This is a genomic window from Neobacillus sp. B4I6 (assembly GCF_050434045.1).
Lineage (GTDB): Bacteria > Bacillota > Bacilli > Bacillales > Cytobacillaceae > Neobacillus.
This window is the reverse complement of record NZ_JBNPWB010000002.1, coordinates 692,261-705,119: the sequence shown is the minus strand read 5'-3', so window position 1 is coordinate 705,119 and position 12,859 is coordinate 692,261. Positions and strand designations below refer to the sequence as shown.

Genomic DNA, 12,859 nt, shown 5'->3' with positions numbered 1-12,859 from the left:
TTCATCCTTTTCTGCTTCTGCGATAATAGAAATAACGGTCAATTAAGATTGCACCTAACGCAGAGATAATGGTTGCTATAATCGTTGGAACGACTATCTCAGTAGGAGATGCAGAATGATAATTCATTCTAATCGCAATGACAGTTGTTGGAATAATGGTAATACTTGCAGTATTAATTGCTAAAAAGGTAACCATGGATCTGCTCGCTGAATCCTTTCCCCCATTTAACTTTTTTAGTTCTTCCATCGCTTTAATACCAAGAGGAGTGGCTGCATTTCCCAAACCGAACATATTAGAAATCATATTTGATAAAATATAGCCCATTGCTGGATGGCTTACAGGTACGTCAGGAAATAATCGTTTGACAAGCGGTCGAAACAGTTTAGATAGACGTTCTAAAAGGCCGGACTCCTCCGCGATCCGCATCATTCCAAGCCAAAAGACGAGAACGCTGATAAGTCCAATACAAAGGGTCACCGCTTCTTTCGCCCCATCAAATATTGCTTTATTCACTTCAGCCATCGTCCCATTGATTAGCGCGAAAATAAACCCAACAACAGTCATAAACACCCAGATATAATTAACCATTGGACTTTACACCAATAAAGATCAGAAAAATTTCCTTTACAAAATCTAACAACCCTTTTTTCTGCTCGGGCACATTCTGATAGTAAATCGGAGTTTCTTGAACAACTCTACCATCTAAGTAAACTGCTGCCTTTCCAACAATTTCTTCATTCTTCTTGTCATTTTCAAATTTTTTGACAGGCTTATTCAACTTATATTTAATAGAAAATAAGTCCATTTCCTCCTTCGTTACAGGATAAACAATTGTTTTCTTTACGTATAAATGATTCTTATAATACTTATTTTTTACATCCTCAATTTTACCCTCAGGTAATACTTCAGCCATATCAAACCCTTTAAATCCACTCTCATACATGGAAATATGATCATTCCAATCGTCTGGTCCGTTCAAGGTTACTGCAATTAGGCTCATATCTCCTTTTGTTGCAGATGTTACCAATGTCCTTTTGGCTCGTTTGGTATAACCTGTTTTCCCACCTGTTGTATATTTATACTTTGTTAGCAAGCGGTTTTTATTTTTCCAGACACGGTCCCAATCTTCTGTGGGGTTTGGTGCTCTATATACCTTTGTACCAGAGATTTTCTTAAAAGTTTTATCCTGCATGGCATAGCGCATTAACACGGCCATGTCATAGGCTGTTGAGTAATGGTCCTCACGGTCATCAAGTCCATGTGGATTGGCAAAATGGGTATTTAACATCCCGATTTCCTTTGCCTTTAGATTCATTAAATAGGAAAATCCCTCTACACTTCCCCCAACATACTCGGCGATTGCTACAGCCGTGTCATTTCCGGACCTTAGCATCAACCCATATACTAGGTCCTTAAGTTTAATTTTTTCGCCTGGCTTTAAATAGACTGACGATCCTTCTGCACGAGTCGCTTGTTCGCTAACTTTTACATATTGATTCATTTTCCCCGATTCGATTGCTAGTTTCGCAGTCATTATCTTCGTTATACTTGCGATTCTTCTTTTTGTGTAGGCGTCTTTCTCATAAAGGATACGACCTGATTTCTGCTCTATCAAAACCGCACTTGCTGCACTTACGGAAACTGAAGCATCCACCTTTTGAGGAATGTTAGCAATGAATATTGAGACTATGAGGGAAAACATAACTAGCTTCCAAATCATTCTCATTAGATTAACCTCGTCCCCTTGTAAAGTTATCTAGCTTCAGTGCCAAGGAAGGCACTGAAGCATTTCATTTTTCTTGTACAAGTTTATGCAGGACGAGGCTTATTATGACAATTTGCAGAAGAAAAACACAAGCAGACGACAATTTGCCGTCTGCTTATTGATTTTTTGATACCCTAAAATGCTGGCCATTTGATGTCCGCTGCTTTTTCAAACCGCATTTCTACATCATGCCAATTGACTAAGTTCCACCAATTGTCGACATAATCCGGCCTTTTGTTTTTATACTGAAGATAATAAGCATGCTCCCAAACATCTAATACTAAGAGTGGTATGGTATCCCACTGGGTCAATAGCATATGTCGTTCAGATTGCAGTATCTCTAAATGCCTTGCTCGTGGGGACCAAACTAATATGGCCCAGCCTACTCCTTCTACTTGCTTAGCCGCTTCAGAAAATTGCTTTTTAAACGCAGCAAAACTTCCAAAGTATTTCTCAATTTCACCTTTTAACAGTCCTTTTGGATGATCCCCGCCATTGGGGCTCATGTTTTTCCAAAAAATTGTATGAAGATAATGTCCAGACCCATGAAAGGCAAGCTCTCGTGACCAATGTTTAATTAATGAAAAATCGTTAGTTTCCCTTGCTTTTTTAAGATTAATTTCTGCTTTATTTAATCCATCAACATATGCTCGGTGATGCTTATCGTGATGAAGCTTCATGATTTCCTCTGAAATATATGGTTCCAGTGCATTATATGGGTAGGGAAGGTCAGGGAGTGTATGGCCCCCAGCGGGTACAACTTTTTCTGCAACCCAAATGACTCCGCCTTCTTGTTTTCTTTTAAAATAATTTTCCATTTGCTCATGGATATGCTCAGCCTTCGCTTGAAGGGTTAGTAGCTCTTCATTTGATAATTGTCTGCCTGTGTTTTCAATTAATTCAGTGAAATTATCAAGATGTTCCCATAAATCAGAATTTCCTCCCTCCTTTTCTGATTGAAGAAACTGTTTCATTTGCTCATTCCACTCAAACAGTTCATTTACATAACGACTAAAACGATCCATTCTATCCCTTCTTCCTGACAATAGGATGCTTTATAAGTAGCCTACCTAGATGGTATGAGGGTGAGAGCAAAAAAAGAACATGATAAAAGGCCGCCCTAATAATAGGACCGCCCTTTCAATGATAATCTTATTTTGATTGGATCATTTTTGTTCGATAATCTGTTTCATAATACTCAAGTTCTTCCCTAATCCTTTGAAACTCACCTTCTAAACTTTTGACCAACTGTACAATACTGTCAGAAATGTTTCGATAAAACTTGATAGAGTTTCTTCCCGTGTAAGCTGACCTGCTGTCTTCGAACCAGGCATCATTCTTCGGTGAGAAAAACTCTTCAATACATTGATGATAAATTTTATAAAGAGTTTTTTCTGCTGCTGCTTTTTGAAAAGGACTGCCTTGCAAAATTACGGAGCACGCATCTAAACCTTCTTCACTATAAACAATTAATTTCCGTAAATTTGCAAAGATCAATTTATTATAATTACGATCTTCTTCATTTTCCAAGTTTAATTGCGAAATCGTTGCTTCATTTAAAAAATCCTCTAATGTTAAAATTGACTTCCCTAAAAAATTCTTTACATCATTTAATTGTGTTTTTACCAATGTATTACCCATTGTTAACCCCCTAAATTTTTACTTCGTAAACATTGCTTATTTTGGCTGCATAATGAACTCTAGCGGAGAACGAAGTTCATATTCTTTCTTTTGGTTAAGAGAAAGAAAAATTTCAGGTAATTTATTATAATTGATATCTTGAAAATAAGAAGCAAATTCCTGTTTTGAATTAATATAAAGTCGTTTTCGGCTGCGCAGGCCAGGATTTTTCAAGAGACATACAAGCGCTACGATATCTTTAAACGAAACCTCATTGTTATCCTGAACCATAATCGGGTCTTGCTTGTACGGAGTGAATTCATGGATGAATTCATCGAAATACCTAACATATAAAACGTGCAGCGTTTTTTCCTCACCATCTTCAGAAAAAGTAACGATGCTTCTGTTAAAAAAGTCCTCAGAAGTATTTGATTGTTCCTTTTCCAATTCAAAGCCTTTACACTCTTTAATTAACAAATTAATCCCACTCCTTGGCCAATGACAATATCACATGTAAAAATCTTTTTAACATGTCGTGAAAGAATTGAATAATTAACCTACATTTATTTTATCATAAAATTAAGTAAGTATTGGAAAATTAAGAATTAATCGTCTCCTGAAATTTTTCAAAAAATAGATCTGCCTCTTCCTGAATAAATTCATCTTCTGCCTTTTCGGGAAGCTGGGGTAGTTCTTCAATACTTTTCAGACCAAAGTAGTCCAGAAACTCTTTCGTTGTTCCATATAAGTAGGCTCTTCCAGTACCTTCTGCACGGCCAACTTCTTTTATTAACGCTTTTGCCATTAGTGTATGCAACGGTCTTTCTGTTTTCACACCACGAATTTCCTCAATTTCAGCTCGAGTGATTGGCTGTTTATAGGCAATGATGGCCAATGTTTCTAGCGCTGCCTGTGACAATGTGGAAGTATGGGGGGAATCAACAAGTTTCTTTAGATAAGTTGCATTTTCTTTCTTTGTTGCAAGTTGATAGGTACCAGCAAGCTGGACCATCATAATTCCCCTTTTGTTGTCCCGCTCATATTCTTTTTTCAGATCCTCAATGATTTCACTTGCCTTAAGTTCATTCACTTCTAGAACCTCTGCTAGCTGTTTCAGTGAAAGCCCTTCATCCCCTGCAGCAAACAAAAGGCTTTCTAGGATACTGTTCCAGTTAATGATTTCCAATCATTTCTGCCCCTTCCTTTACGGCTTTAACATAAATATCTCCAAAGTTCTCTTGTTGCTGGGCGTCAATCTCTTTTCGTTTAATAAGTTCCAAGACGGCCAAAAAGGTTACGACGATATGATCCTTAGCCGGATAGGGAAATAATTCATTAAAGTTTTTTTGTCCTTTAAGCTGCTTAAGTTCCACCATAATTTCTGTCATTCTGGTTTCAATAGATATTTCCTGACGAGTAATCTTCGTTGCCATTGGGCGCTGAAGTTTCTTTCGGCGCATTAATTTTTGAAGTGCAGCCAGCATATCATACAGAGAAACATTTAACTCTTCTTTTTCCGGCTGTTTCTCTTTCGCAAACTCAGAAAGATCACTTGGCGGCTTTGTATACATGAGCCCTCGTTCCACTTCCATGGATTTTAAGTCATGGGCTGCTTCTTTATATTTTCGATACTCTATTAGACGCTCAACAAGTTCGTCTCTTGGATCTTCTTCGAATAACAAGTCAGGATCCTCTACATCGAGAACTTCCTCATGCTTTGGTAAAAGCATTTTACTCTTAATTACGAGCAACGTCGCTGCCATAACTAAAAACTCGCTTGCAACATCGAGCTTGAGCTCATTCATTGTCTTTATATACATTAAGTATTGCTCGGTTATTTCGGCAACCGGAATATCATATATATCAATTTCTAAACCATTAATTAAATGGAGCAGCAAATCTAATGGTCCTTCAAATGCATCAATTTTCACCTGGTATGGCATTATAACTCACCAAAATTCTTTAAAATAAGTTCGTTGATCATTCACTTCGACTATTAATAGTATAGAGGATTAAATAAGGTTATCCAATAGAAAAATCAACTTGGCGAGGGAATATTATCAAAACATGATGATTGCCCATAACAATGGACAAATATCCTACATATGATGACAAGGAAAAGAACAAAACATTTTTTAGGAGGTAATGAATATGGCTGACGGATTCGGATCCGGATTTGCGTTAATTGTAGTTCTATTTATCTTGTTAATTATCGTTGGTGCTTCCTGGGTCTATTAATTAAACATTTGGAAGTGTACAGGATTAAACATATTACTGTGCACTCCGGCTGGCTACCAATATTAGTTAGAACTACTTGCCCGTCAATATTGACGGGCTTTTTTTATTGAAAAGTAAAATTCTAATATTTTAAAGGAACCATTTAACTGTGATAAACTATACTAAACATTTTGTAAGGGGGAGAATTGCTTGTACCCGAGCGAGTATATACTTTTTTTAGCCCATTTTCATGGCGATCGTGATTATTTCGAGTGCCATGAACTACTTGAAGATTACTGGAAAAAGACCGATCCGAGAAACAAGGATTCCGTCTGGGTCGGTTTTATTTTATTGTCAGTATCTGCTTATCATCATCGTCGAAGTAATTTTAGCGGTGCTGAACGAACATTAAGAAAAGCAATAATGATACTTAAATTACAATCGGATTCGTTGACAAAACTCGGAATAAATAAAGTGGATTTTTACCACTTGTTAAATAGACAGATTTCCGCATTGCAAAAAGGAGAATCATATAGAAGCATTTCCTTACCCATTTGTGACCCCAACTTATTAGAAATTGCGAAAAAAGCATGTGAACAAAAGGGGTTTATTTGGGGAAATGAAAGTGATCTTACCAATAACTCCCTTGTCCACCGTCATAAATTACGTGACAGATCCAGTATAATAGATGAAAGAAATCGGTCATTAAAGACGCGGAAAAGCAGCGAATAAATTTATTATTCGCTGCTTTTTTGAATGTAATCTAGCAAAAATCACATTTTTCGATAAAAGCTGCTGTATTTTCATTTGCAGTAATTTCTTTTTCTGCATACATTTCTTTCAGTGCTTTAACCATTTTTTTACCGATTCCCTGAAAACGATGCGAAGGATTCACGGAGATATGAAGGATTTCTATAGAATTGGTATCATCGTGGTTCAAGACACCCAAAAGCCCTATTATATCTTCTTCTTTCCAAAGAAAAAGCTGCAAATGCTCTTCTGTTTCATATTCCTTCATGGTTTGTTGGAGCTTTTTTAAGTCTTTTTCGCTGGGCATAAAGGATAATAAACCCATTGCAATCTTTTCGAATGTTCTTTTATAACGAATTAACATTTAGATCCCTCATTATATCAAATAAACCGATAAAATATTTGGTTTAACAATAGTATATTTTTACCAAGAAAATCAATATTAAACATTATTCATTATATGTAGTCGCAGATATTATGTTTCATTAATCACCATGATACATAATAAATGGTCAATCATCAATAAAATTATTCTTAGTGTCTAGGTCCAATAAAAATCCAATAAATAATTCCCCATAGAACGGACAAGCCAATAAGAATACTAAATAAAACCCAGTTAGTTCTCTTCATGAAAAAGCTTCCTCCAAAATAAGTTTTGAAGATGTTGTACATGACTTCCATTCTACACTAAATTACAAAAATAATCTAATCTGCTTATATCTGCTTACAAATTTGCATTTTTTATTAAGATTAACTATCTATGAAACTTCCGCGTGGATATTTACGTTATTATTATTGGATTCGGTTATATTAATTAATAAATGAGTCTCACCAATTCTTTACTACCTTTTAGAGTTACGAGGAGGAAACTATGAAGAAAATTCTTATTTACTTATTGTTAAGTTTGCTACTTATCAATCCAGTCCGCACTTTTGCTGATATAGCTGCAGGGGACATGATTGTTACATTAGGTGAAGATTTAACAAATGAGCAAAAAAATATTCTTTTAACGGAAATGGGTGCTCCAAATGATGTACAAATTGTAACTGTATCGAATCAGGAGGAACATCAATATTTAGGGAAATACGTATCAAAATCATTCATCGGCACAAAGGCCATATCATCATCTGCTATAACCATTCAACCTAAGGGGTCTGGGATTACCGTTGAAACCAAAAATATTAACTGGGTTACGGACGAGATGTATGTCAATGCCCTTATCACTGCGGGTGTTAAGGATGCAAAAATTTATATAACATCCCCGGTTACGGTTTCTGGAACAGCCGCGCTTACTGGTATTATAAAAGCCTATGAAATATCAGCTGATAAAACGATTCCTGAAGAAGTAAAACAAGCGGCAAACCAGGAAATGGTCGAAACCGCTAAACTAGGAGAATCCATTGGTAATAAGAACGCTGCTGCATTAATTGCGAAAGTGAAAGAAGAAATTGCTAAGAATAAACCAAAAAATGATGAAGAATTACAAAATATTATTGAACAAGCTGCAAATGAATTAAATGTTAAACTTACTGATGAAGAAATGAAACGATTAATGGACTTTTTTAATAAGCTCAAAGATTTAAACATTGATTGGAACCAAGTTAGCGACCAACTTAATAAAGCTAAAGATCGTATTTCTAAATTTCTTCAATCAGAAGAAGGACAAGGTTTCTTAGAAAAAATTAAACAATTTTTCATTTGGCTCATTGATGCCATTAAATCCATATTCTCCTAACTGAATCAGAAAAAGCTGCCACTTCAAACGAAGTGGCAGCTTTTTTTATTTCAGCGGCAAATCATGGCGTAGTAAATCTTCGTAGGTCTCTCTTTTTACTACAAGTGTTGCTGTACCATTTTCTACAAAAACGACAGCCGGACGTGGGATTCGATTATAGTTATTTGACATTGAATAGCCGTAGGCACCCGTGCAAAAAACTGCGAGTATATCCTCTTCTCCAGTTTCTGGAAGCGGCAAATCCCAAATCAACATATCTCCAGATTCACAGCATTTCCCAGCGATTGAAACAGTTTTATTCGCTTTCTTTAATGGCTTATTTGCAAGAACAGCTTCATATTTGGCCTGATAGAGTGCAGGTCGAATATTGTCACTCATTCCGCCATCAACCGCTAAATACTTTCTAACACCAGGTACTTCTTTGGACGAACCCACTTTATAAAGGGTAATTCCTGCATCGCCAACAAGTGAACGACCTGGCTCTATCCAAATTTCTGGCATTTTTAAAGAGTAGCCCTCCGTTAACTTTTTTACTTCCCGTATAATTTCACTCACATATTGGAATGGTTGTAATGGTTCATCTTCTTTTGTATAGCGGATCCCGAAGCCCCCGCCCAAATTTAAAACCTTTGCTTCAAAGGAAAGTTCCTTTTTCCACGCTTCCATTTTTTGGACAATCTTTTTTGCAGCTAATAAAAAGCCAGTTGTTTCAAAAATTTGTGATCCAATATGGCAATGGAGTCCAAGTACCTCAAAGTTTTCAATTTCAAGCGCCATTTTTAATGCGTCTTCCGCTTGTCCATTTTGAAGATCAAACCCAAACTTCGAATCTTCCTGCCCAGTTAAAATGTAATCATGGGTATGGGCTTCAATTCCCGGAGTTACCCTTAGCAGGATATTTACATGGGCATTTTTTTCGATCGAAATTGCTTTCAATAGCGCAAGTTCCGAAAAATTATCCACAACAATACAGCCGATTTCCTGATCCAATGCCATTTCTAATTCTTCTCTGCTTTTATTATTTCCATGAAAATGAATTCTCTCGACTGGGAATCCTGCAGCCAAAGCAGTATACAATTCACCACCAGACACTACATCAAGTGATAAACCTTCTTCCTCGGCGAGCTGAATCATGGCAATGGTTGAAAAAGCTTTACTGGCATAGGCCACTTGTGCCTTAATATTTTGTTCTTCAAATGCCCGCTTAAAGGACCGTGCCCTCTCGCGCATTAATGCGACGTCATATACATAAAGGGGAGTTCCAAATTCTTTAGTCAACTCAACAGAATCAACTCCGCCAATTTCTAAATTTCCATTTTTATTTACCCCTGTTGTCCCGTAAAAATACATTCCCTTCCCTCTCTCTCAATCACTCACTATAGTTTATGCGGACAATCATAAAAGATAATAATAAATAGACAGAATCTGCAAAAGATACTGCCTATTTTCATACTTTATCCCTTTATTTAATTAAAAATACTTTAGCATAACTGCTAGAAAAGTGCAATTATTTCTCGTTCGCTTTAGGCGGCTGCCTGTATCGGTTTCTAGGATGAACAATACTAGGTCTGAGAACGGACCCTGGTATTGCTCGGCGCACAATTATTTGCAAAAATCCTTTCGGTTCAAAAGGAAGGAACGGCCATAAATAAGGTGTATTAAGGGCACGTATTTTAACAAGAAAGAGAAAGAATACTGTCGTCCCAATGACAAATCCAGGCAGATGAAAGATTGACACAAGAATCAACAGTGTTAATCGACCGATTTTGTTTGCGACGCTTAATTCATAACTTGGAGTTGTAAAAGAGCCTATCCCTGCAACGGCGACATACAAGATTACCTCAGGAACAAATAAACCAACACTAATCGCAATCTGGCCAATTAATACTGCAGCAATTAAACCCATTGCAGTTGAAAGTGGAGTAGGTGTATGAATGGCCGCCAATCGTAAAAATTCAATCCCAAAATCCGCTAAAAATATTTGAACGATAATTGGAATATTGGTTTGTTCATTTGGTCCAATAAACGAGAACTTTTCAGGTAATAATGAAGGTTCCAATACAAACAACATCCATAATGGAAGTAGTAAAATAGATGTCAATATCCCTAAAAAACGCGTCCAACGCAGGAAAGTTCCCATTGCAGGTGATTCACGGAATTCCTCTGCATGCTGCACATGATGGAAAAATGTAGCAGGTGCAATAATAACACTAGGGGAAGTGTCGACATAAATAACAACATGCCCTTCGAGAATATGTGTAGCAGCAATATCAGCACGCTCCGTATATCTTACGAGCGGATATGGATTCCATCCCTGTTTCAAGATAAATTCTTCTATCGTTTTATCAGCCATTGGAATTCCATCTGTTTCAATTGCTTTTATTTCTTTACGAATAATATTTAACAAATCTGGATCTGCAACATCTTCTAAGTAACCTAAAGCCACATCTGACTTTGACCGTTCGCCTACCTTTAGCATTTCGAAGCGCAGTCGTTCATCTCGAATTCTTCGTCTTGTTAAAGCTGTATTCAAAATAATGTTTTCAACAAATCCATCACGTGATCCTCTAACTACCTTTTCTGTATCGGGCTCTTGAGGCTGCCTGCCTGGATAGCTTCTAACATCAATGGCAAAAGCAGTATTTTCCCCTTCCATTACAACAACAATCAATCCAGATAAAACCTTGTCGACAATGATATCCAGCTGGTTAATCTGTTCAACAGATTGATTAACTAGTCTATTTTCAACAATCTTAAAGAGGTCTGTCGATAATTTTTCATGATAATTGATTTCTACTAATTCTTTAATCAATTGAATAATGTAAATGGTATCACATAACCCATTAACATAGTAAATATGGACGTCTTTTTTAAGGACTTTTAATTTCCTTACTCCAAAATCAAAGCTTATCCCAAGGCCCACCCGCTGTTTCATATAATTTTCTATTTCATTTACCGATTCCGGGATTGGCCATTTTTGTTCGTTACTTCTTGACATGAAAGCCACTCCTTTCAAGTATAAGCTCCACTGCTTTTTTCGTTATCGGGGAACCCTGCTTGTAGGAGTCACGTCTTGCCATTTTGCCAATATCCCCAACGCCTACGATGATAGGTACCTTCAATTCATCGAGGCAGTAAACAGTGTCACCATTTATTCTCCCTATTTCAAACTCTGGTATACCAAATTTATCTACCCCATATGGTGTTAAATTCCCATCTCGATCGATACTAATGTCCACCCTGGCCCATTCTTCATGTCTTGATTTTGCTGCGACAGCAATGATGCCCAGAACTTCAATTTCTTTATGTTGAGCAACAAATTTCAATGCATTTTCACCTGCGCCTTCTCCAACTATGCCACTATCATCAAACATCACTAATACAGGATCGTGAGGAGTTTTTTTTATTAACTTGACTATTTCAAGTCCAGTTAATGTTGACGGATTTCCTTGGGAACTGGATATACACCTGCCGCCAATTTCTCTAGCAACATGTTCTACAGCCCTCTTAGCATATTCATCACCATCAGTTATTAAAATAACACGCCTCCGAATGCTCATTCTGTGATGTCCTTTCATCAGAAAAGCGTAAGCGCCTGTTAAGCACTAGTGCTAGACTGTTTTCAAAAGTTTTAATGATGAACAAAATAAACCCATTGGAAGATAGATCCAAAAATCTTTCCTAATACGATGGCCATAATTAATATGGTAATTTCTCCATCTAATCGGATTCTTTTGGCGAGAATGGGGAAGACATTTAATACCTCTGTAAGAGCGGCAGCCAACATTCCATAAAAAGTCCCACCGGTCAATCCTAGAAAAATTAATGGGAAGGAAGGAATGTTTAAAACGGGGTCCCTTAGGCTCGCTCCTACCCCCGTGAGTGCTCCTAAGAATACTGCCCATTCATAGTGTTGAATCATTTTAATTGTTTTACTAAGTTGTGTTAGTCTCGGGATAACTCCGAGCACCGTAAGAAAAGCTACAAAACCAGAACCTACCGCCAGTCCGCTTGCTACACCTAAAAAGATAATCGCTAAAATACTAATCATCATTAATTTTTTTTATACTTTCTTTATTTTCATGGATAATTACGTAATTATCTAAATCCATTTGGTAATTAAACATTTCTACTTCTAGAGGACTGGGTTCTTCATTAATACGTTTCTTAAAAAAATGGTTAAAAAATAGTATCATTCCTAAGCCTAAACCAATAGAATAGGGGATTTGAAACAGTAATGGTTTTGTTTCTTTTTTTCCAGTAATGATGGTATATATTTTTTCTTGGACACTCTTCATACTTACATCATCATGAAAATTCATGATCGCCATGGCTGAACCAAAAAATAAGAGAAACCATATTAAAAGAAAATAGGGAATGGAAACTCCCTTTTTCTTATACGTGACTTCAATGATGGTTTGCGCAGGACCAATGGTTTGAACTTCCACTTCTCCAAATTCTCTTTTTAATAGGTGGATTACTTTCATGACATCTATGATGACTATATTCTGGTCTGCATCTGTTAATTGATGGATCATCATAGTTTGTAAATGTGAAAGAACTTCATCCGAGGCAATGACTTGGGCAATATCCTTTAACAATACTTTTTCTTCAGGCGGTGTTTGGACACGATTCCGCATGCGGATGTATATTGTTTCTTCCAAAACATTCACTTCCCACACAATGATTTCCTCGTATAAATAGTATGAGTAAAAAGCATTTTTTTCATGAAATCCAAAAACTTCCAAAGTTATTCAACAAATAAAAACCG

General features: G+C 36.7%; 16 protein-coding genes. 3 read left to right on the top strand and 13 right to left on the bottom strand.

What is annotated here, in order from left to right; genetic code table 11:
- Position 1 precedes the first annotated feature (1 nt).
- The 7 genes from QF028_RS05385 to QF028_RS05355 form a co-directional block, all read right to left on the bottom strand.
- Complete coding sequence (locus tag QF028_RS05385) at positions 2-589, bottom strand: nucleoside recognition domain-containing protein (protein ID WP_168244956.1); 588 nt, start codon at positions 587-589, stop codon at positions 2-4.
- The gene (locus tag QF028_RS05380) at positions 582-1,727 is read right to left on the bottom strand and encodes a D-alanyl-D-alanine carboxypeptidase family protein (RefSeq protein WP_429464442.1); all 1,146 of its coding nucleotides are present in this window, start codon (positions 1,725-1,727) and stop codon (positions 582-584) included. Before QF028_RS05380 ends, QF028_RS05385 begins: the two co-directional genes overlap by 8 nt.
- Positions 1,728-1,900: 173 nt before the next feature.
- Positions 1,901-2,791: a superoxide dismutase gene (locus tag QF028_RS05375; RefSeq protein WP_214718941.1), complete on the bottom strand. Its 891-nt coding sequence runs from the start codon at positions 2,789-2,791 to the stop codon at positions 1,901-1,903.
- Between the two features lie 127 nt (positions 2,792-2,918).
- A complete protein-coding gene (locus QF028_RS05370; RefSeq protein WP_429464441.1) occupies positions 2,919-3,407 on the bottom strand; it encodes a YpuI family protein in 489 nt (162 codons plus the stop codon).
- A 36-nt stretch (positions 3,408-3,443) separates the two neighbouring features.
- The gene (locus QF028_RS05365) at positions 3,444-3,863 is read right to left on the bottom strand and encodes a hypothetical protein (RefSeq protein ID WP_215010529.1); all 420 of its coding nucleotides are present in this window, start codon (positions 3,861-3,863) and stop codon (positions 3,444-3,446) included.
- A gap of 121 nt (positions 3,864-3,984) precedes the next feature.
- Positions 3,985-4,572, bottom strand: coding sequence for an SMC-Scp complex subunit ScpB (gene scpB / locus QF028_RS05360; RefSeq protein ID WP_088088847.1), 588 nt, complete (start codon positions 4,570-4,572; stop codon positions 3,985-3,987).
- Positions 4,559-5,329, bottom strand: coding sequence for a segregation/condensation protein A (locus tag QF028_RS05355; RefSeq protein ID WP_088088848.1), 771 nt, complete (start codon positions 5,327-5,329; stop codon positions 4,559-4,561). The genes scpB and QF028_RS05355 overlap by 14 nt, the downstream gene beginning before the upstream one ends.
- Positions 5,330-5,537: 208 nt before the next feature.
- Between QF028_RS05355 and QF028_RS05350 the strand changes: the two genes are divergently transcribed.
- Entirely contained in the window at positions 5,538-5,624 is an 87-nt protein-coding gene (locus QF028_RS05350; protein WP_168246239.1) for a YjcZ family sporulation protein, read from the top strand.
- A gap of 189 nt (positions 5,625-5,813) precedes the next feature.
- Positions 5,814-6,335 (top strand): DUF309 domain-containing protein, encoded by a 522-nt coding sequence (locus QF028_RS05345; protein WP_429464440.1) that lies wholly within the window; start codon positions 5,814-5,816, stop codon positions 6,333-6,335.
- 31 nt (positions 6,336-6,366) lie between these two features.
- Here the strand turns inward: QF028_RS05345 and QF028_RS05340 are convergent, their stop codons facing one another.
- Positions 6,367-6,717, bottom strand: coding sequence for a GNAT family N-acetyltransferase (locus QF028_RS05340; RefSeq protein WP_168244964.1), 351 nt, complete (start codon positions 6,715-6,717; stop codon positions 6,367-6,369).
- Positions 6,718-7,224: 507 nt separating this feature from the next.
- Here QF028_RS05340 and QF028_RS05335 point away from each other — a divergent pair.
- Positions 7,225-8,088 (top strand): DUF1002 domain-containing protein, encoded by an 864-nt coding sequence (locus QF028_RS05335; RefSeq protein WP_429464439.1) that lies wholly within the window; start codon positions 7,225-7,227, stop codon positions 8,086-8,088.
- A gap of 45 nt (positions 8,089-8,133) precedes the next feature.
- Here QF028_RS05335 and lysA read toward each other — a convergent pair whose 3' ends face one another.
- The 5 genes from lysA to QF028_RS05310 all read right to left on the bottom strand — a co-directional run bounded on the left by lysA (position 8,134) and on the right by QF028_RS05310 (position 12,752).
- Positions 8,134-9,438, bottom strand: coding sequence for a diaminopimelate decarboxylase (gene lysA / locus QF028_RS05330; protein WP_410889823.1), 1,305 nt, complete (start codon positions 9,436-9,438; stop codon positions 8,134-8,136).
- Positions 9,439-9,595: 157 nt separating this feature from the next.
- Positions 9,596-11,086 (bottom strand): spore germination protein, encoded by a 1,491-nt coding sequence (locus tag QF028_RS05325; RefSeq protein ID WP_429464438.1) that lies wholly within the window; start codon positions 11,084-11,086, stop codon positions 9,596-9,598.
- On the bottom strand, positions 11,073-11,642 hold the full coding sequence (locus QF028_RS05320) for a stage V sporulation protein AE (RefSeq protein WP_308162587.1): 570 nt from the start codon (positions 11,640-11,642) through the stop codon (positions 11,073-11,075). The genes QF028_RS05325 and QF028_RS05320 overlap by 14 nt, the downstream gene beginning before the upstream one ends.
- Positions 11,643-11,719: 77 nt before the next feature.
- Positions 11,720-12,142: a stage V sporulation protein AB gene (locus QF028_RS05315; RefSeq protein WP_215005070.1), complete on the bottom strand. Its 423-nt coding sequence runs from the start codon at positions 12,140-12,142 to the stop codon at positions 11,720-11,722.
- Positions 12,132-12,752: a stage V sporulation protein AA gene (locus QF028_RS05310; RefSeq protein ID WP_429464437.1), complete on the bottom strand. Its 621-nt coding sequence runs from the start codon at positions 12,750-12,752 to the stop codon at positions 12,132-12,134. Before QF028_RS05310 ends, QF028_RS05315 begins: the two co-directional genes overlap by 11 nt.
- Between the last annotated feature and the right edge of the window lie 107 nt (positions 12,753-12,859).